19 protein-coding genes are annotated in these 20,063 nt (G+C 51.8%); 9 read left to right on the top strand and 10 right to left on the bottom strand.

All coding sequences use genetic code 11. The annotated features are described in order from the left end of the window. Positions 1–6: 6 nt before the first annotated feature. Positions 7–1,482 (bottom strand): TrkH family potassium uptake protein, encoded by a 1,476-nt coding sequence (locus OGX97_RS20145; RefSeq protein ID WP_279850803.1) that lies wholly within the window; start codon positions 1,480–1,482, stop codon positions 7–9. 199 nt (positions 1,483–1,681) lie between these two features. Between OGX97_RS20145 and OGX97_RS20140 the strand changes: the two genes are divergently transcribed. Next, a complete protein-coding gene (locus OGX97_RS20140; protein ID WP_003024532.1) occupies positions 1,682–3,853 on the top strand; it encodes a YgiQ family radical SAM protein in 2,172 nt (723 codons plus the stop codon). 103 nt (positions 3,854–3,956) lie between these two features. Here OGX97_RS20140 and OGX97_RS20135 read toward each other — a convergent pair whose 3' ends face one another. The 4 genes from OGX97_RS20135 to yqhD form a co-directional block, all read right to left on the bottom strand. Beyond that, positions 3,957–4,412, bottom strand: a complete 456-nt coding sequence (locus OGX97_RS20135) for an HIT family protein (RefSeq protein ID WP_279850804.1) — start codon at positions 4,410–4,412, stop codon at positions 3,957–3,959. Positions 4,413–4,456: 44 nt separating this feature from the next. Further along, entirely contained in the window at positions 4,457–5,911 is a 1,455-nt protein-coding gene (locus OGX97_RS20130) for a DASS family sodium-coupled anion symporter (RefSeq protein ID WP_003828381.1), read from the bottom strand. A gap of 188 nt (positions 5,912–6,099) precedes the next feature. Continuing rightward, the gene (gene dkgA / locus OGX97_RS20125) at positions 6,100–6,927 is read right to left on the bottom strand and encodes a 2,5-didehydrogluconate reductase DkgA (RefSeq protein WP_008785816.1); all 828 of its coding nucleotides are present in this window, start codon (positions 6,925–6,927) and stop codon (positions 6,100–6,102) included. A 224-nt stretch (positions 6,928–7,151) separates the two neighbouring features. Further along, positions 7,152–8,315 (bottom strand): alcohol dehydrogenase, encoded by a 1,164-nt coding sequence (gene yqhD, locus OGX97_RS20120; RefSeq protein ID WP_048215537.1) that lies wholly within the window; start codon positions 8,313–8,315, stop codon positions 7,152–7,154. 194 nt (positions 8,316–8,509) lie between these two features. On the opposite strand from yqhD, the gene OGX97_RS20115 reads away from it, so the two are divergent. Beyond that, positions 8,510–9,409, top strand: a complete 900-nt coding sequence (locus OGX97_RS20115) for an AraC family transcriptional regulator (RefSeq protein ID WP_032941737.1) — start codon at positions 8,510–8,512, stop codon at positions 9,407–9,409. A gap of 70 nt (positions 9,410–9,479) precedes the next feature. Here the strand turns inward: OGX97_RS20115 and yghB are convergent, their stop codons facing one another. Together yghB and metC are read right to left on the bottom strand one after the other, a co-directional pair. Continuing rightward, positions 9,480–10,139, bottom strand: a complete 660-nt coding sequence (gene yghB / locus OGX97_RS20110; RefSeq protein WP_003024510.1) for a DedA family general envelope maintenance protein YghB — start codon at positions 10,137–10,139, stop codon at positions 9,480–9,482. Positions 10,140–10,270: 131 nt separating this feature from the next. Continuing rightward, positions 10,271–11,458: a cystathionine beta-lyase gene (gene metC, locus OGX97_RS20105; protein WP_032945009.1), complete on the bottom strand. Its 1,188-nt coding sequence runs from the start codon at positions 11,456–11,458 to the stop codon at positions 10,271–10,273. A 250-nt stretch (positions 11,459–11,708) separates the two neighbouring features. Here metC and exbB point away from each other — a divergent pair, with 250 nt between their 5' ends. Continuing rightward, positions 11,709–12,443, top strand: a complete 735-nt coding sequence (gene exbB / locus OGX97_RS20100) for a tol-pal system-associated acyl-CoA thioesterase (RefSeq protein ID WP_003024507.1) — start codon at positions 11,709–11,711, stop codon at positions 12,441–12,443. 6 nt (positions 12,444–12,449) lie between these two features. Then, complete coding sequence (exbD, locus tag OGX97_RS20095) at positions 12,450–12,875, top strand: TonB system transport protein ExbD (RefSeq protein WP_003828370.1); 426 nt, start codon at positions 12,450–12,452, stop codon at positions 12,873–12,875. Positions 12,876–12,952: 77 nt separating this feature from the next. On the opposite strand, the gene OGX97_RS20090 is transcribed toward exbD, so the two are convergent. Both OGX97_RS20090 and OGX97_RS20085 read right to left on the bottom strand, forming a co-directional pair. After that, positions 12,953–13,360, bottom strand: coding sequence for a cytoplasmic protein (locus OGX97_RS20090; RefSeq protein WP_279850805.1), 408 nt, complete (start codon positions 13,358–13,360; stop codon positions 12,953–12,955). Position 13,361: 1 nt separating this feature from the next. Beyond that, positions 13,362–13,766 carry a hypothetical protein gene (locus OGX97_RS20085; protein WP_008785810.1) on the bottom strand — a complete coding sequence of 135 codons (405 nt, stop codon included), beginning with the start codon at positions 13,764–13,766 and terminating at the stop codon, positions 13,362–13,364. A gap of 104 nt (positions 13,767–13,870) precedes the next feature. On the opposite strand from OGX97_RS20085, the gene OGX97_RS20080 reads away from it, so the two are divergent. Then, a complete protein-coding gene (locus OGX97_RS20080) occupies positions 13,871–14,374 on the top strand; it encodes an ESA_00282 family adhesion-associated protein (protein ID WP_008785809.1) in 504 nt (167 codons plus the stop codon). A gap of 68 nt (positions 14,375–14,442) precedes the next feature. Here the strand turns inward: OGX97_RS20080 and OGX97_RS20075 are convergent, their stop codons facing one another. Continuing rightward, the gene (locus OGX97_RS20075; protein ID WP_032945003.1) at positions 14,443–15,483 is read right to left on the bottom strand and encodes an aldo/keto reductase; all 1,041 of its coding nucleotides are present in this window, start codon (positions 15,481–15,483) and stop codon (positions 14,443–14,445) included. Positions 15,484–15,638: 155 nt separating this feature from the next. Here OGX97_RS20075 and yghX point away from each other — a divergent pair, with 155 nt between their 5' ends. The 4 genes from yghX to hybO all read left to right on the top strand — a co-directional run bounded on the left by yghX (position 15,639) and on the right by hybO (position 20,061). Beyond that, entirely contained in the window at positions 15,639–16,526 is an 888-nt protein-coding gene (gene yghX, locus OGX97_RS20070) for a YghX family hydrolase (protein WP_279850845.1), read from the top strand. A gap of 215 nt (positions 16,527–16,741) precedes the next feature. Further along, positions 16,742–18,382: a methyl-accepting chemotaxis protein gene (locus OGX97_RS20065; RefSeq protein WP_279850806.1), complete on the top strand. Its 1,641-nt coding sequence runs from the start codon at positions 16,742–16,744 to the stop codon at positions 18,380–18,382. An 84-nt stretch (positions 18,383–18,466) separates the two neighbouring features. Next, positions 18,467–18,754 carry a DUF2623 family protein gene (locus OGX97_RS20060; RefSeq protein ID WP_003024490.1) on the top strand — a complete coding sequence of 96 codons (288 nt, stop codon included), beginning with the start codon at positions 18,467–18,469 and terminating at the stop codon, positions 18,752–18,754. Between the two features lie 188 nt (positions 18,755–18,942). Then, positions 18,943–20,061: a hydrogenase 2 small subunit gene (gene hybO, locus OGX97_RS20055; RefSeq protein ID WP_003024486.1), complete on the top strand. Its 1,119-nt coding sequence runs from the start codon at positions 18,943–18,945 to the stop codon at positions 20,059–20,061. The last annotated feature ends 2 nt before the right edge of the window (positions 20,062–20,063 follow it).

Raw genomic sequence — 20,063 nt, 5'->3', positions numbered from 1 at the left:
TATTCGTTACGCCCGCCAGAACATGCGCGAGAACAGGATCAGAATGGGGTAAATCTCCAGACGCCCCATGATCATGGCCGCGCACATTAGTAGCTTTGCTTCCTCGTTTAAGGTGCCAAATGTCGTGGCGGTGACGCCAAATCCCAGCCCCATATTGTTGATGCAGGCGGCGACGGTGGCGAAAGAGGAGAAGAGATCGTAGCCCATCAGATTGAGCGCCCAGATAAAAAAGCTGGTGAACAAAACGTAGAGAAAGAAAAAGCTCCATACCGAACGCACCACCCGGTCGCTTACCACGCTATTGCCCACTTTGATATTCAGCAGGGCGCGAGGGTGCGCGAGCTGGTGTAACTCCTGACGGCACTGCTTGAACATAATCAAAAAGCGCAGCACCTTAATCCCCCCGCAGGTCGAACCCACACAACCGCCGAAGAAACTGGCGCTGAGCAGCATGAAGATCGTGTGCGAAGGCCACTGCGCGTAATCCGCCGTCGACAGGCCATTATCTGTCAGCATCGAACTGGCCAGAAAAAAAGCATGCACCAGGCTGTCCGTTAATCCGTACATGCCTGCCCGCCAAACTTGCCAGGTGGCGATCAGAGTGACCACCAACGCAATAAGCAAAAAGAAACGCAATTCGGCATTACGACGAAAGGGTTTGAAGGTACGTTTCACGATAGCAACGTACCAGAGGGTGAAGTTAAACGCAGACAGCAGTGAAAATACCCCGGCGACAAGCTCAATGGCATGGCTGTTATAAAAGCCGATGCTCTCGCTGCGAGTGGAAAATCCGCCGAGAGAGACCGTCGACAGCCCGTGGCATAAGGCGTCGAAAAACGACATCCCGGCAGCCCGGTAGGCCAGAGTACAAATAAGACCCAGAATGACATAGGTCATCCACAGCGTGCGTGCAGTATCAGCAAGTCTTGGCGTGAGGCGTTCTTCTTTAAAAGGGCCCGGCATTTCAGACTGATACAGCTTCATGCCACCAATACCCAGCAGCGGCAATACAGCCACGGCGAGGACGATAACACCCAGACCGCCAATAAAATTGAGCTGAGCCCGATAGTACAGATACGACTTCGGCAAGGCGCTGACGTCATCAATCACCGTTGCGCCTGTAGTGGTAATCCCAGAAACTCCTTCAAACAGGGCATCCGCAAAAGAGAGGTTTAAGCCATCGTCCATCCACATCGGCATCGCGCTGATAAACGAAAACAACAGCCAGAACAGGACGATAATGACGAAACCATCCCGGGTGCGCAGTTGAATCCCCGCATGTTTGGTTGCCAACCACGCCCCGCCGCCGAGGGTGAAGAAAGTCATAAACGTGCTGAAAAAAGCGAACAAGCTCCGCTCTTTGTTTAACAAAGCGATGAGCATCGGTGGCAGCATAGAAAAGCTGTAGAGAAGAACCAGAAATCCGCACAGGTGAACAACAACCCGTAACTGGGAAATATGCAGTGAATCGTTGAGTCGCAATGAAAAATCCCCCGCCGAAAAAGAGTTATCTCAGCTGGCTGGCATGGTGTTAATTATGATTGATAAAAATGATCGTCGTAAAATTTAACAATTTATATAACTTTCTACTGGTCTGGTTCAGACTCCACTTCATTTCTTGCCGACATACAGCGTATAATCCTCGGCCTTTGATTATTTTTTTACCATTTTTGGAAGCATTATGAGCGCAATATCCCTGATCCAGCCGGACAGAGACCTTTTCTCCTGGCCGCAGTACTGGGCTGCCTGTTTTGGCCCGGCACCGTTTTTGCCGATGTCACGCGACGAAATGGACCAACTTGGCTGGGATAGCTGCGACATCATTCTGGTTACCGGCGATGCATACGTCGATCATCCCAGCTTTGGCATGGCAATTTGCGGACGTATGCTGGAAGCACAAGGCTTTCGCGTAGGGATTATCGCCCAGCCGGAGTGGAACAACAAAGACGATTTTATGCGTTTGGGTAAACCGAACCTGTTCTTTGGTGTGACCGCAGGCAACATGGACTCGATGATCAACCGTTACACCGCCGATCGCCGACTGCGCCATGACGATGCCTACACACCGGACAACGTTGCGGGCAAACGTCCGGACCGCGCCACGCTGGTCTATACCCAGCGCTGTAAAGAAGCATGGAAAGATGTGCCGGTTATTCTCGGCGGTATTGAGGCCAGCCTGCGCCGTACCGCGCACTATGACTACTGGTCCGATACCGTTCGTCGCTCTGTTCTGGTGGATTCCAAAGCCGACATGCTGATGTTCGGCAACGGCGAACGTCCGCTGGTGGAAGTGGCGCATCGTCTGGCGATGGGCGAAACCATCGATCAGATCCGCGACGTGCGTAACACTGCGATTATGGTTAAAGAAGCGCTGCCGGGCTGGAGTGGGGTGGATTCCACGCGCCTCGACACGCCGGGCAAGATTGACCCGATCCCGCATCCGTATGGTGAAGATCTGCCGTGTGCTGACAACAAGCCGGTCGCACCGAAAAAGCAGGAAGCGAAAGCGGTAACCGTACAGCCGCCGCGCCCGAAACCGTGGGAAAAAACCTACGTGCTGCTGCCGTCCTTCGAAAAAGTGAAGGGCGATAAAGTGCTGTATGCGCATGCGTCGCGTATCCTGCACCACGAAACCAACCCAGGCTGTGCGCGTGCGCTGATGCAAAAGCACGGCGATCGCTACATCTGGATCAACCCGCCAGCCATTCCGCTCTCTACCGAAGAGATGGATAGCGTCTTTGCGCTGCCGTACAAACGCGTGCCGCATCCGGCGTATGGCGACAGCCGCATTCCGGCCTATGAGATGATCCGTTTCTCGATCAACATTATGCGTGGCTGCTTTGGCGGCTGTTCGTTCTGTTCGATCACCGAGCACGAAGGTCGCATCATCCAGAGCCGCTCTGAAGACTCGATCATCAATGAAATCGAAGCCATTCGCGACACCGTTCCAGGCTTTACCGGCGTGATTTCCGACCTCGGCGGCCCAACGGCGAACATGTATATGCTGCGCTGTAAGTCACCGCGCGCGGAGCAAACTTGCCGTCGTCTGTCATGCGTCTACCCGGATATCTGTCCGCATATGGACACCAACCACGAACCGACGATTAACCTTTATCGTCGTGCGCGTGATTTGAAAGGCATTAAAAAGATCCTCATCGCTTCGGGCGTGCGTTATGACATCGCGGTTGAAGACCCGCGCTATATCAAAGAACTGGCGACCCACCACGTTGGCGGCTATCTGAAGATTGCGCCAGAGCATACCGAAGAAGGCCCGCTGTCGAAGATGATGAAGCCGGGGATGGGCAGCTACGATCGCTTTAAGGAATTGTTCGATACCTACTCTAAACAAGCGGGTAAAGAGCAGTACCTGATCCCGTACTTTATTTCCGCGCACCCGGGTACGCGTGATGAAGATATGGTGAATCTGGCGTTGTGGTTGAAGCAACGTCGTTTCCGTCTGGATCAGGTGCAGAACTTCTATCCATCACCGTTGGCGAACTCCACAACCATGTATTACACCGGGAAAAACCCGCTGGGTAAAATTGGTTATAAGAGTGAAGATGTGGTGGTGCCGAAAGGTGATAAGCAGCGTCGTTTGCATAAAGCCCTGCTGCGTTACCACGATCCAGCCAACTGGCCGTTAATCCGCCAGGCGCTGGAAGATATGGGTAAAAAGCATCTGATCGGCGGTCGTCGCGAATGTCTGGTCCCGGCGCCTACGCTGGAAGAGATGCGAGAAGCGCGTCGCCAGAACCGTCATACCCGTCCGGCGTTGACCAAGCACACACCGGTGGCGCATCAGCGCCAGACGCCTGCCGCGAACAAAAAACGCGGGAAAGTGGCAGGGCGCTAATCTGCCTTGCCCGGTGGTGAAATGCTTATCAGGCCTACGAATAGCACAGTTTTGTAGGCCGGATAAGGTGCTTGAACCACCATCCGGCAGAGAGACTCAGTATTTATGCTTCACGAATTCTGGCCGCTAATGCGGCCAGTTTTGCATCATCCGCCCGTTCATGATCGTGTGACGAAAGATATCCTTCATAATGCTCGAAAAATTTGTTCTGCCGCGCTTCAATCGGTTTCCAGTGGGTTAGATCGCCAGTGCCATGCATGGGGCTTAATTTGCTGTGCACATGGTCTACGCCGAAACCTTCGAAGAACATCCCCGTACGACTGACATCCGGGAAAGCTTTATCCAGTTTCTTAGCCACTTTTTGGGTCGCCAGCATCAGATCAGCCAGTGCCTGCGGCGGCATATCGAAGGCATAGCTGGGATAATGCTTTTTCGGGATCACCACGGTAAAACCGTCGGTGTTCGGGAAAATCGACAGAAAAGCCAGATGATGCTCGTCTTCCCAGACCTTATGGCAGGGTGCTTTACCTTCAACTATTTGACAGAAAATACAGGTCATTCCTTTTCTCCGCAGGTAAGGTGATTCGTCAGGACGCAGTCAGTTTAGTACAGACCCAACACCTTCCACCACATCAGACCCACGGTGATAAACACCGCCTGGTTAAACAAGCTGATGATAAATCCTGTACGCCACCAGACGCCCGTTGGAACGTACCCGGCACCAAACAGGATTGGACCGCGAGCGTGGGTGTACTGGGTGAGCGAGCAGTACAAACTGCTGGTGAAGGCCAGCATTAATGCCGTGGGGGCTGCGGGAATATTCAGATGCAGACCGACACCAAGGAAAACGGCGTACAGCGCGGCAATCTGTGCATTACCGCTGGCAAAAAAGTAGTGGGTATAGAAGTAGGCGGCGTTCAACAGCAGCAGGACGATCACCCAACTGGTACCGTGCATAGTACTGCTCAGGCTATCGCCGATCAGATTGCCAAACCAGGTGGTGAAGCCCAGTTTTTTCAGCTGGTTCGCCATCATCAACAGCGCGGCAAACCAAATCAGCGTGTCCCATGCGCCTTTCTCGCTCTTCACATCTTCCCAGCTCAGAACGCCGCTTAGCAATAAAATGGACAGTCCCACGAACGAAGCAGTGGTGGCGTCGACGCCTAACGTATCGCCAAAAATCCACAGCACCAGCAGCACGCCGACGGTAGCCAGCATCAGCCATTCGCCGCGAGACATACTGCCCATTTCCGCCAGCTCTTTGCGCGCCAGGTTAGGGGCATCCGGCGTGTGTTTAATTTCCGGGCGCACGATCCAGTAGACCAGCAGTGGAACCAGCAGTAAGGACACCAGGCATGGCAGCAGCGCCGCCATAAACCAGCCGCCCCAGGTCAGCGTGACGCCCGCATTGGCCGCCAGCTTCACCGCCAACAGGTTGCCGGTATAGCCGGTCATAAAGAGCGCGGCGGTGACGTCGTTGACGTTGCCAATACAGGTGATAAGAAAGGTACCGATTTTACTGCGGGACTCATCTTCCGGGTTCGAATGGAAACTGCGTGCCAGAGAGTCAGCAATCGGATAGATGACGCCGCCGCAGCGTGCTGTATTACTCGGCATTGCCGGGGAGAGGATCAGATCGGCAAAGGCCAGACCATAGGCGAGTCCCAGCGTGCGCTTGCCGAGCAGACGGATCATCTGCAGCGCAATGCGTCGTCCGAGGCCGGTTTTGATAAACCCGCGGGCAATCATAAAAGCCACGACGATAAGCCAGATAAGTGAACTGTTCAGCTCACTCAGTGCTGTGGTGATAGCGCCGCTGGCGGTTTTATCCCCGGCAGCATAGGCGAGTGCAAAAACCGTAATCCCAATAATGCCGACCGCGCCGATGGGTAAAACTTTTGCCACGATAGAGGCAATAGTCGCGACGAAAATAATTGCCGAATGCCAGGCTGGCGCACTTAACCCGGAAGGTGGAGTAAGCTGCCACAGTCCGGCAGAAATGAATATTATAAGAATTAATGGGAGCCATTTGACTCCGCTACTTTTTTTCTCAGTCACGTTTACGCACCTATGGGTATGGTGAATGTATTCATCAAATAAATATATTTATTTAATAATTAACAGGTTATGTTGCGTAATGCTGCTCCAGCGACTGCAAGAAATACATCAATATATGTGTGTGAATTGTTTCCTGATATTTCAAATCAGTAAAGGCCCGACGAGAGTGTCGGGCTGGAGGGAAGGGGTTAACCGCCGAACTGATCCGGGTCTGGCCCCAGACGTTTGCCCTGATCGAGTTTCGCGATTTCGCCTAATTCGTCTTTATCCAGGCGGAAGTCCCAGACGTTAAAGTTTTCTGCGATACGCGCAGGGGTGACCGATTTTGGAATCACCACCAGCCCGCTATCCAGATGCCAGCGGATGACAATCTGCGCCGGTGATTTGCCATATTTCTCAGCGAGGTCACGGATGATCTTTTGATCAAAGACGTCTTTGCCGCCCTGCGCCAGAGGGCTCCAGGATTCGGTCTGAATTTTATGCGTTGCGTTCCAGGCATGCAGTTGGCGCTGTTGCATAAGCGGATGAAGTTCGATCTGGTTAATCACCGGAGGTACGCCGGTTTCATCCATCAACCGCTGGAGATGATTGATCTGAAAGTTGCACACGCCGATGCTCTTAATCAGCCCTTCTTTTTGCAGGTCGATCATGTTTTCCCACGCTTCAACGTAGTGGTCGATCGCCGGAACCGGCCAGTGCATCAGGTATAGATCGAGGTAATCAAGCTGGAGTTTTTCCATGCTTTCGAGCAAGGCTTCCCGGGGGCGTTTTTGGTCATCATTCCACAGCTTGGTGGTGATGAATAACTCGTCCCGTGGTACGCCAGCATCGCGTATTGCTTTGCCGACACCTTCTTCGTTTTTGTACGCCGCAGCGGTATCAATTGAGCGATACCCCACTTCCAGCGCTTTATGAATGGCGGTGATGACTTCTTCGTTGCTTGCCTTCCAGACCCCCAGGCCCAGTTGTGGCATGACGTTACCATCCTGTAGCTTGATAATGGTTGGACCGGTCATAATTCCCCCCCACACTTAATCCTTCAGGCTGCCTCTTTGTTGGCTGCTTGCGTTTACCCCGGTCACGTACTTATGTACGCTCCCGGGGATTCACTTAATTGCCGCCTCGATGCCTCATGAATGATTGGGTGTAAATTGAGTTCACCGGGGCAGCCCCCGGTGAGTTAGGTGTGACTTAAGCCTGGTATAAATACCCAAAAACGAAAGGCGGAGGTTAAAAAACCTTAGCGGGCAGCTTCGTAAATCCGACGGCTGACTTCAAGCGTAATGTCCTGATGTTCGCCCAGTTGCGTACCACCGTGTGCTTCCAGTTTTTCCAGCAATGCCGGGATGGAGCTACCGTCCAGGCCATAGTCAGACAGGCGAGTGGGTACGCCCATTTGTTCGAAGAAAGCACGGGTAGCGGCAATGGCGGCGTCGATGCGCTGGTCGTCGGAACCTTCGGTGATATTCCAGATACGCTCTGCGTATTGCAGCAGTTTGGCACGCTTGGTATCACGTTTTTCATTCCACAGCGCTGGCAGAACGATGGCCAGCGTTTGAGCATGATCCAGACCGTGCATTGCGGTCAGTTCATGGCCCAGCATATGCGTTGCCCAGTCCTGCGGTACGCCTGCGCCAATCAGGCCGTTCAGCGCCTGGGTTGCCGCCCACATAACGTTCGCACGCACGTTGTAGTTTTCCGGCTCCTGCAAGGCTTTCGGACCTTCTTCTACCAGCGTGAGCAGAATGCCTTCGGCAAAGCGATCCTGAATTTTCCCGTCTACCGGATAAGTCACATACTGTTCTACGGTATGAACAAAAGCATCCACAACGCCGTTTGCAACCTGACGCGGCGGCAGGGTGTAGGTGTAAACCGGATCCAGTACGGCAAACACTGGCTGCACGAACGGGGTCATAAAGGCCAGTTTATCGCCGGTGGTTTTACGCGAAATTACCGCGCCGGAGTTAGATTCAGAGCCGGTTGCAGGCAGGGTTAATACGGAGCCCATCGGGATGGCGCTTGTTACGTCGTTGCCGTGGGTTTCCAGAATGCGCCATGGATCAATGCCATCAGCGTACTGTGCCGCTGCCGCGATGAATTTGGTGCCGTCCAGCACTGAACCGCCACCTACCGCCAGCAGAAACGTCACTTTCTCATCACGCACGATTTTTACTGCGTTCATCAGCGTTTCGTAAGACGGGTTTGGCTCGATACCGCCAAACTCCAGCACATCCAGGCCTTTCAGCGCGTCCTGAACCTGTGCCAGGACGCCAGTTTTTTTCACGCTGCCGCCGCCATAGGTAACCAGTACGCGAGCGTCCTGAGGAATTTGATCGCGCAGCTCAGCAATCGCGCCTTTACCAAACAAAATACGTGTTGGGGTATGGAGATTAAAGTTGTTCATTGCTCGTTCCCTTTGGTGGGTAATAAAAGAGGGCAGGTGAGTGTCTGCCGGATGATGAACATTGTGGTCGCCCGCCGCGTTGCTCTCAATGCTCATTTCTGCCGATGTCTTGCCCATTTCTACAGACTGCTGGAGAAAACGGATAAATCTGCGCATTATGTCAGGGTCGAAAACCGATGATGAAATGGTGCCCCATGAACCGTGATGAGATCTGTCTTCTGCTGACAGATAAAATTAAGCAGCTGAAAAGCAATGAAAATAGACTTAACGAACTGCTGCCAGATGTCCGCCTGCTACACGGTACGGAGCCGGCGGCGCGTACACCGGTCATGTATCAGCCAGGCATCATATTTCTCTTTTCGGGACATAAAATTGGTTACATCAATGAGCGCATATTTCGCTATGACGCCAACGAATACCTGCTGCTAACCGTACCTTTACCCTTTGAATGTGAAACCTATGCGACGCCGGAGGTTCCTCTGGCCGGTATTTATCTGAATGTCGATATCCTGCAATTGCAGGAGCTGCTGATGGACATTGGGGAAGACGAGCTGTTCCAGCCCGCCATGGCGGCCAGCGGGATTAACTCTGCAACGCTCTCTGACGAAATTCTCTGCGCTGCTGAGCGCCTGCTGGATGTGATGGAGCGACCGCTGGATGCGCGTATTCTGGGGAAACAGATTATTCGCGAGATCCTCTACCATGTGCTGACCGGACCGCGCGGCGGCGCGTTACTTGCGCTGGTCAGTCGCCAGACGCATTTCAGTTTGATAAGCCGGGTACTGAAGCGGATTGAAACCAAATACACCGAAAACCTCAATGTAGAACAGCTGGCGGCAGAGGCGAACATGAGCGTGTCGGCGTTTCATCATAATTTTAAAGCGGTGACCAGCACGTCGCCGCTGCAATATCTTAAGAGCTATCGCCTGCATAAAGCACGGATGATGATGGTTCACGATGGGATGAAGGCCAGTGCGGCTGCCATGCGCGTCGGCTATGAGAGCGCATCGCAATTCAGTCGGGAGTTCAAACGTTTCTTTGGCGTAACGCCGGGGGAAGATGCGGCAAGAATTCGTATGATGCAGGGGAGTTGATTTCTTGTAGGCCTTAAAACCGCGCGCCATCAGGCATAATGCCGGGAATTACCCCGGCTACGGATAATACTCAGGCGCTACAGTATTTTTTTTTAATCACCACGAACAATGTTCCCAACAATCCTGCGGTTAACAGGGCAATCGGCAGGATCATTAGAAAGGTCATCACCTGATCTTCATGGCGTTTAACGAACGGGATCATGCTCAGCGCATAGCCGAAACTGGTGACGACGGTGACCCACAGCAGGCCACTCAGCCAGTTAAAAAACTGGAACCGACGGTTAGGAAGCCCTGAAATGCCAGCCATCGTTGGCAGCAAGGTGCGAACGAACGCCAGGAAACGCCCTGCCAGCAGCGCCATCAGGCCGTGTTGATCAAACATGCAGGTGGCGCGCTGATGGTATTTTTCCGGTAATTGCGCCAGCCAGCCTTTCACCGTGCGCGTGTTGCCTAGCCAGCGTCCCTGAATATAACTCAGCCAGCAGCCCAGACTGGCTGCGGCCGTCAGAATAGCTATGGTAGGTAAAAAACTCATCACGTCCTGAGCGATCAGCGCTCCTGCCAGTAATAATAGGCTGTCTCCGGGTAAAAAGGAGGCGGGCAGCAGGCCATTTTCTAAAAACAGCGTGGCGAACATGACGAAGTACACCACGCTCACCACGTGCGGATCCGCCAGTGCGGCAAAATCGTGTTGCCAGAGCGCGGAGACAATATCTTGAATGACTACCATGGACTTTCCTGTGGAACAGCGTTTATGTGTGGATTGTACTCCTGAATTGCCCGGGATGCCTTGATCCCGGACGCAACAATTGCAGACTTTTCCACCAGAAGTGTCTGCATATATGTCCATCTGTGGCAATTTTACTCGATTCGGGCAAATCCTGCGGCCAAATCGGCAATCAGATCGTCAACATTCTCTAAACCGATATGTAAACGGATGAGCGTTCCGCTGAAATCCACCTCGCCTTGCGGACGGATTGCCGCAATGTGTTCCGGCTGGTTGGCGAGAATCAGCGACTCAAAACCGCCCCAGGAGTAGGCCATACTGAACAGGCTGAAGTGATCCAGATACGCAGCAAGCTCCTCATTATTGAGCTTCTTATTCAATACAAAGGAGAACAGGCCGCTGCTGCCGGTAAAATCACGCTTCCAGAATTCATGCCCTTTACTGCCGGGCAGTGCCGGGTGGTTCACGCGGGCGACCTGCGGATGGCTGGCCAGCCACTCGGCGACCTTTAAGCTGCTTTCATGGTGCTGACGCAGGCGAACGCTCAGCGTACGCAGTCCACGGCTGGTCATGTAGGCGGTATCGGCGTCCAGCATTTGCCCCATCAGATAGGCATTTTCGCGCAGTTGATCCCAGCAGCGGGCATTAGATACCGCCGTGCCGACCATGCCGTCAGAATGACCAATCAGATATTTGGTGCCTGCCTGAATAGAGATATCAATGCCAAAATCCAACGCTTTGAACAGCACCCCGGCAGCCCAGGTGTTATCAATCATGATGATTGCATCCGGCGCGACGCTTCTGACGGCGGCAACAATAGCTGGAACATCATGCACTTCCATAGTGACAGAGCCGGGAGATTCCAGAAATACGACTTTCGTGTTCGGCTGTATGTGCTTAACGATATCGGCGCCAACCAGCGGATCGAACCAGCCGGTGGACACGCCGAGCTTGCCGAGAATTTTGGTACAGAAATCCTGACTGGGTTCATAGGCTGTGTTGGTCATCAGCACATGATCCCCTTGCTCCACAAAGGCAAGGATGGTGTTGGCAACGGCCGCCGCACCGCAGGGGAACAGCGCGCAACCCGCACCACCTTCCAGTTCGCACATCGCTTCCTGAAGAGAGAAATGCGTCAGGGTTCCGCGACGCCCATAGAAAAGCGCACCGTTCGCCCGGTTGTGCGTGGCCTGTTTTTTAGCCTCTACGGTGTCAAAAACCAGCGAAGAAGCGCGCTGGATCACGCTATTTACCGAGCCCAGCGTGTACTTTTTACTGCGTCCTGCGTGAACGAGTTTGGTTTCAAGTTGCTTATCTGCCATGTTGTCTTACCTGTTTTTATACGTCTGGATGTCTAAACTACCATGAATCAAAGATGACGCATCCTGCAGAACGGTCATACAGTAGAAAATAATCTCAAAATGCTTCTGGTGACTTTTTTACTGCGTAAGCGCAAGGAAAAGAAACCAAAGGTGCGGCAATATGTAAATAGTAATGAGAACGACTATCAATTCGACGTCGTTTTGATATGATTACGCTCAGATTTTGTGATTTGCGTCCTGGAGATACAGAGTGGGTAATAATTTGATGCAGACGGATCTTTCCGTCTGGGGTATGTATCAGCACGCCGATATCGTGGTTAAGTGCGTGATGATTGGGCTGATTTTGGCGTCAGTGGTCACCTGGGCTATCTTCTTTAGTAAGAGCCTTGAGTTCTTTACTCAGAAACGCCGCCTTAAGCGTGAACAGCAACTGCTGGCGGAAGCCCGCTCTTTAGATCAGGCAAGTGAAATTGCCGCAGGATTCGATGGCAAAAGCCTGGGCGCACAGTTGATTAATGAAGCGCAGAACGAGCTGGAACTGTCAGAAGGCAGCGACGATAACGAAGGCATTAAAGAGCGTACTGGCTTCCGTCTGGAGCGTCGTGTGGCGGCGGTAGGTCGTCATATGGGCCGCGGTAACGGATACCTGGCCACCATCGGGGCTATCTCTCCATTCGTCGGTCTGTTCGGTACCGTATGGGGCATCATGAATAGCTTCATCGGGATTGCACAAACCCAAACGACCAACCTCGCCGTTGTTGCGCCGGGTATCGCAGAAGCGCTGTTAGCGACCGCAATCGGTCTGGTCGCAGCAATTCCAGCTGTTGTTATCTACAACATTTTCGCACGTCAGATTGGCAGCTATAAAGCGATGCTGGGCGACGTCGCGGCACAGGTGCTGTTGCTGCAAAGTCGCGATCTGGACCTGAATGCAAGCGCATCCGCGCATCCGGTACGTGCAGCGCAGAAATTACGTGTAGGATAATGTTCCATGGCAATGAGCTTTAATGAAAACCTGGACGATAACGGTGAAATGCATGAAATCAACGTGACGCCGTTTATCGACGTTATGTTGGTTTTATTGATCATCTTTATGGTTGCCGCGCCGTTGGCAACCGTAGATGTGAAGGTGAATCTCCCTGCCTCCACCAGCACGCCGCAGCCGCGTCCGGAAAAACCGGTTTACCTGTCAGTTAAAGCCGATAAGAGTATGTTCATTGGCAACAATCAGGTGACGGATGAAACCATGATTAACGAGCTAAATGCGCTAACTGAAGGGAAGAAAGACACCACGATTTTCTTCCGGGCAGATAAAACCGTTGATTATGAGACCATGATGAAGGTGATGGATACGCTGCATCAGGCGGGCTTCCTGAAGATTGGTCTGGTTGGCGAAGAGACAGTGAAAGCGAAGTAATCTTCCTCATTGCCGGGTAATGGTTGCCGCCTTACCCGGCGTGTCTCTCCTGATTCAACTCCCTCGCACACTTGTTCTTATCTGTTCTCATCTAACGCGACCGTGGTTATCCTGGTGGGTTCGTACTTCCCTTCAGACAGCTTTCGCGTCAGGCGTAAGGTGGCCGTTTCCCGCGCGAGTATATGCTGGTAGGTGCTTTCCAGTCGGACCATGATTTTGTCCCGCAGTTCTGGTTGCTGCTCCATAATGGCTTCGATCGCGGCACCGTAGATCTCTTCTTTAGCCTGTAGCGAGTAAATTTCACGGCGATTTTGCCATTTCATCCGCACCAGTGCAGCGGGAATAGAGACTATCTCCTGAGCAACGCTTTCCAGCGTCGCGGTTTTATTGGCAATCAACACGGCTAAATTTTGCTTTAAGACAAACTCATCGCTTTTATGGTTATCTAAAGCCAAATAAACATTATTATCCTCAACATCTTTCATTTTATTTCTCTTCCAGAGAATAAAAAATAGGGTCGCTGGTTTCACGGGTAATTAAATTAAGCCAAATTTTGTTGCCCTGTTCATTTATGATGGCTGTTTTTTGAGTCAAAATTTTACTTAATTCTTGTGCATTAATGTCGCCTTCTGCCTGTAGTGAATTGAGTAGACGAGAGAATGACTCAATTTTTGCTGCACGAAATAGACGCTCTTTTAAATGACGGTCGCACTCTTCAAATAGCATATTTCGTGACTGGCCGGTAGCAGCAGAGCTAATCAAAATATCGGATTCGTAATCGCTTAATGTTATCTTCCCCTGAGTCAAATTTTCACTATTATCTGTGGAGGTGGTATTGTCAGGTGAGCTGGATAAGTGAAAACGCGAGGGAACAAGATGCTCGGGAAGCATGTTGAAATATCCTTTGATGCCAATGATATGTTGTTTTAAATAAACCATGCCGCGTTGACAATAGCATGGCGTAATTTTAAAATCAAAAAAAATGGAGCCAGTATATGAACAGTATATTTTATTCTGTTATTACCCTGCTATTGCTGACCTGCGGGGTACTTTTGTTGATGCGCAGTGCAAATAAAAACCGTAATGCAGAAAATGGATACGCTGAAAACCAGCCGGAAATACTGAGTAAAGAAGAGGGTGAAGATCATTTCTCGGTACTGATGAATTCGATTACTCCGGTTTGGTATTGGCGCGTCAATCACGAATATATCGATTTTATCCACTCGACGATCAAACGGATGACAATGGTGGAGCTGAATGAGACGCCAGGGCTATTTGATGCACAGCGGCGTTGCAGCGATCTCAACTCTGCAGTGTATAAATATTACGACAATATTAAAAAACGCTGTCTGAGTGGCGAGAAAGTCCCGCATGCCGATCTGGACGTGCTTAACTTACGTCAGTGCTTCAGGGAGTTCAGCCTGGAAGCCTACCCTGCACTTGTCGCGCTGGTGTGGCCGGAATATCAGCGCCCAGAAATCAAAGCAGAAGAGGTGTGAGGGACTGGCTGGCCCGTATTACGTGCCGGGAAGAATAACGTTGCTACCCGGCACGGTGTTACCTACGGCTATTTGTCAGATGAGGCCTGCCACAGGTTCAGCTTACCGTCCGCGACGTGCTTATCGATCTGCGCCAGTTCTTCGGCGCTGAACGTCAGATTCGCCAGCGCCTGAACGTTTTCTTCCAGTTGCTCCGGTCGACTGGCGCCAATCAATACCGACGTTACCCTGTTGTCTTTTAGCAGCCAGCTTAAGGCCATTTGTGCCATCGACTGTCCACGCTGTTGCGCCATCTCATTAAGCAAACGCAGGCTGGTAAGGTTTTCTTCCGTCAGCATGTTTTCCGTTAACCCACGAACCTTTTTCCCTTCACGCTGCATGCGTGAACCTTCCGGAATACCGTTGAGGTATTTCCCCGTCAGCAGTCCCTGAGCCAGCGGCGTAAATGCGATGCAGCCCATGCCGTTGGATTCCAGCGTATCCAGCAGGCCGCTGCTGTCTACCCAGCGGTTAAGCAGGTTGTAAGACGGCTGATGGATCAGCAATGGAATTTTCCATTCCCGCATCAACTCGGCCATTTTCTGCGTACGTTCCGGAGAATAGGATGAGATGCCGACATACAGCGCTTTACCGCTTTGCACGGCGTGGGCCAGCGCCGAGGCGGTCTCTTCCATTGGCGTATTTTCGTCAACGCGGTGAGAGTAGAAGATATCGACATAGTCGAGACCCATGCGTTTCAGACTCTGGTCGAGGCTGGCGAGCAGGTATTTGCGCGAACCGCCAGAACCGTATGGCCCAGGCCACATGTCATAGCCTGCCTTGGTGGAGATAATCAGTTCATCGCGATAGTGTGCAAAATCCTCGCGCAGTAATCGGCCAAAATTCTCTTCTGCGCTGCCTGGTGGCGGCCCATAGTTATTGGCTAAATCAAAATGCGTGATGCCTAAATCAAATGCTTTACGCAACAGGGCGCGCTGTGAATCCAGCGCCTGAACGTGCCCAAAACTGTGCCATAAACCCAGCGATAGCGCGGGTAAACGCAAACCGCTGCGCCCACAGTAGCGATAGAGCATCTGCTCGTAACGTTCAGGATTGGCAAACCAGGCCATGAGATCTCCTTAGTGCAGGTGAATTTCGAAACAACGTTTCTATTCTAGCGGGTTCACGGTGAATATCCCGTTCACCAGGTCACACTGAGATGAAAAACTGGGCAAAAACAGGTCACTGTGCTTTGCTTAAAAAAACATCAATCAGGAGTGCGACGATGCCGCGTTTGACTGCCAAAGATTTTCCGCAAGAACTGCTCGACTACTATGACTATTACGCGCATGGCAAAATAACGAAACGCGAGTTTCTCAATCTGGCAGCGAAATATGCAGTGGGTGGCATGACGGCGTTGGCCTTATTCAATTTATTGAAACCCAACTATGCCCTCGCAACGCAGGTAGAATTTACCGATCCCGATATTCTGGCGGAATATATTACCTATCCTTCGCCTGAAGGGCATGGTGATGTGCGGGGGTATTTAGTTAAACCTGCGAAGGTGACAGGGAAAGTTCCGGCGGTGGTGGTAGTGCATGAGAATCGTGGGCTGAATCCGTATATTGAAGATGTGGCGAGACGGGTGGCGAAGGCGGGCTTTATGGCACTTGCACCGGATGGATTAAGTTCGGTAGGAGGATATCCTGGCAATGATGATAAAGGTCGGGAATTGCAGCAGCAGGTTGATCCCGTAAAGTTGATGAATGATTTTTTTGCCGCCATTGAATTTATGCAACATTATTCAGGGGCGACGGGAAAGGTAGGTATTACCGGATTTTGCTACGGTGGTGGTGTGTCGAATGCCGCTGCTGTGGCTTTCCCTGAACTGGCCTGCGCGGTGCCTTTTTATGGGCTGCAGGTTCCTACATCAGATGTCCCTAAAATAAACGCGCCTTTATTACTGCACTATGCGCAATTAGACACACGTATTAATGAGGGATGGCCTGCCTATGAAGCGGCGCTTAAGGCCAATAAGAAAGTCTATGAAGCCTATATCTATCCCGGTGTTAATCATGGCTTTCACAACGATTCGACCCCCCGTTATGATAAAGCTGCCGCTGATTTAGCCTGGGAACGTACTCTTGCGTGGTTTAACAAATATTTGCGATAGAAAACAATAGATTATTTAATGCTTATAACTAATTACCTGAATAATAATGCTACCTAATTTCATTAGCATTCATATTGATATAGTGTGGAGAGATAGTGGATGTACTTAAGAAAGTAAAAAAATAAAGAACGCATTATATCTTCTCTACTGCCTGCCGATAACAAGGATAAGTATCGCCTGATGGCGAATTCCTCATCAACGGCAAGGAAATTATTATGCGTTTGCTGAAAAACTTCACTATTCGTATTGTCATGTTGGCAATACTGGGACTTTTTTGCCTGCTCTGGTCGGGCGTGGGTTTATTCAGTCTTCATTCGTTATCAAAAATATCTGAAGGCAATGATATTGACCGTCATCTTGTCCATCAGATGACGGTTCTCAGTCAGGGTAACGATCAGTACTTTCGCTTCGTAACGCGCTTAAGTCGCGCCATGGATGTCAAAATGAGTGGCGGAACGCCTGATTTTGCGCCAGCGCAACAGTCCCTGGAGAATATGAGCAAAAAACTCCAGGAGATGAAAACGTTGTCTCCGGGACCAATGGATCCTGACATCGCTAACGCAGTACTGACGAAGTGGCAGGCGCTGCTGGACAACGGCGTGATCCCGCAAATGCAACTGGCGCAGCAGGGCACGCTTACGGCCTTTGCGGAGCATGCCAGCACTATTACACCCGCGTTGAGCCGTGAATTTGGCGCCAGTGCCGAGCGTTTTAACGCCACGGCAGGTGAGCGACTCGATACCACCCGCGTGATGGTCGATGGCAAAACCTCTATCATCCGGACGCTAATTATCACCGCCGTGATCCTTGGGATTGCCCTCCTTTTCTTTACCGACCGCTACCTTGTTTCCATGATGGTGAAACCGCTGGGACGTATTCGCCAACAGTTCCAGCAGATTGCGCAGGGCGATCTTAGCCATCCCATCGAAGATTTTGGTCGTAACTGTGTGGGTCAACTGGTGCCGTTATTGTGCGCGATGCAGGATAGCCTGCGTGAAGCCGTCAGTACCATCCGTTCAGGTAGTGACAACATCTGGCGAGGGGCGACGGAAATTTCCACCGGGAATAACGATCTCTCCTCACGTACTGAAGAGCAGGCTGCGGCACTGGAAGAGACCGCTGCCAGCATGGAGCAACTGACCGCAACGGTAAAACTGAACGCAGAAAATGCGCGTGAAGCCAGCCTGCTTGCCGATACGGCCACAGAAACGGCAGGCAAAGGGAGCACGCTGGTTTCAGAAGTGGTAGAGACGATGGACGGCATTGCCGCCAGCTCTAAACAGATCGCGGAAATCACGTCAGTTATTAATAGCATTGCTTTCCAGACCAACATTCTGGCGCTGAACGCGGCGGTTGAAGCAGCCAGGGCAGGCGAGCAGGGGCGCGGTTTTGCCGTCGTCGCCGGTGAAGTACGCAACCTTGCCAGTCGCAGCGCCGGGGCGGCGAAAGAGATTGAGACGCTGATTGGCGAGTCATCGCGTCGTGTTGATCAGGGCGCTCGTCTGGTTAAAGAAACAGGATTAACCATGGAGGCGATTCTGCGCGGCGCCACCGAAGTGACTGTCATCATGAAGCAAATTGCCTCTGCCTCGGAAGAACAGAATAAGGGTATCTCGCAGGTGAGCGTGGCGATCACGCAGATGGACAGCGTAACGCAACAGAATGCTGCGCTGGTAGAGCAAGTTTCCGCCGCGGCAGTGGCGTTGGAACGACAAACAGAGGAGCTGCAACGCTCGGTGCAACAGTTCCGCCTTTCCGCTAATGATGTGCAATACGCAGCCAGCCAAACCACTTCCTCTTCAGCAGACAGCAAAACGTCTGCGGCCGCTAAAACGGATGAGTGGGTGTCCTTTTAAGCCGTTATAAAAAGTTCGTGATACCTCTGGTCTTTGCTTAAAAAATCGCTATATAATTTATTATATAGCGATTGGAGGTTATGCATGGACAACCATTTTGGTAAAGGTCTGATGGCCGGATTAAACGCCTCAAGTGCGGACAGTGCACGCTCAGTGGCGAATTTTTGTGCGGATTATAAGCGTGGTTTTGTGCTGGGATTTTCACATCGAATGTTTGAAAAAACGGGTGATCGACAGCTCAGCGCGTGGGAAGCGGGGATCCTGACGCGCCGTTATGGGCTGGATAAAGAGATGGTGATGGATTTCTTTAAAGAGAACCAGTCCAGTACAACAATTCGGTTTTTCATGGCCGGCTATCGACTCGAAGCTTGATCCGAAAGGGGTATTATCTTGCTTTAATTAATTACACTATTGACCTACGCCTTCGTTTTGTTGCTCCGCCGAAGTATTATAATGCACATAACCATATAAAAAGTGTGGTAATGGCGCGCCGATCGCAATATGCAACATGCGAATGGTGCAAAATAAAAGCCAGGTCTTCGCAACGGAATAACTATAAAATGACTGGAGATAACTCTCTCATCAATTCGAGCGGCATTAATCGCCGTGATTTCATGAAGCTTTGTGCAGCACTGGCCGCTACCATGGGGCTCAGTAGCAAAGCCGCCGCAGAAATGGCCGAATCAGTTTCTCGTCCTCAGCGCCCACCGGTTATCTGGATTGGTGCTCAGGAGTGTACGGGTTGTACTGAATCGCTGCTTCGCGCGACACACCCTACAGTGGAAAACCTCGTTCTGGAGACAATCTCTCTGGAATACCATGAGGTGCTCTCTGCCGCCTTCGGCCATCAGGTCGAAGAGAACAAACATAACGCTCTGGAGAAGTACAAAGGGCAATATGTTCTGGTAGTAGATGGTTCTATCCCACTGAAAGATAATGGTATTTACTGCATGGTTGCCGGTGAGCCGATCGTGGATCACATCCGCCGGGCCGCAGAAGGCGCAGCCGCTATCATTGCCATCGGCTCTTGCGCCGCGTGGGGTGGTGTTGCTGCCGCTGGCGTTAACCCAACGGGTGCAGTCGGCCTGCAAGAAGTTCTGCCAGGCAAAACCATCATCAACATCCCCGGCTGTCCGCCGAACCCGCATAACTTCCTCGCAACGGTCGCGCATATCATCACTTATGGTAAGCCGCCGAAGCTGGATACCAAAAACCGTCCGACATTCGCCTATGGCCGTTTGATTCACGAACACTGCGAACGTCGCCCGCACTTCGATGCTGGTCGTTTTGCTAAAGAGTTTGGTGATGAAGGCCACCGTGAAGGTTGGTGCCTCTACCATCTGGGCTGTAAAGGACCAGAAACCTACGGCAACTGCTCAACGCTGCAATTCTGCGATGTGGGTGGTGTGTGGCCGGTGGCTATCGGTCACCCTTGCTACGGCTGTAACGAAGAAGGCGTCGGCTTCCATAAAGGTATTCACCAGCTTGCTCACGTGGAAAACCAAACGCCGCGTTCCGAGAAACCTGATGTCAACATGAAAGAAGGCGGCAATGTTTCTGCCGGAGCGATTGGACTGCTGGGTGGCGTAGTAGGACTGGTTGCCGGTGTCAGCGTGATGGCGGTTCGTGAACTGGGGCGTCAGCAGAAGAAAGATAACGCTGACTCACGGGGAGAATAACC

This window comes from Citrobacter sp. Cpo061 (genome assembly GCF_030332845.1).
GTDB lineage: Bacteria > Pseudomonadota > Gammaproteobacteria > Enterobacterales > Enterobacteriaceae > Citrobacter > Citrobacter portucalensis.
The sequence above is the reverse complement of the archived record's forward strand: the minus strand, read 5'-3'. Positions and strand labels throughout refer to the sequence as shown.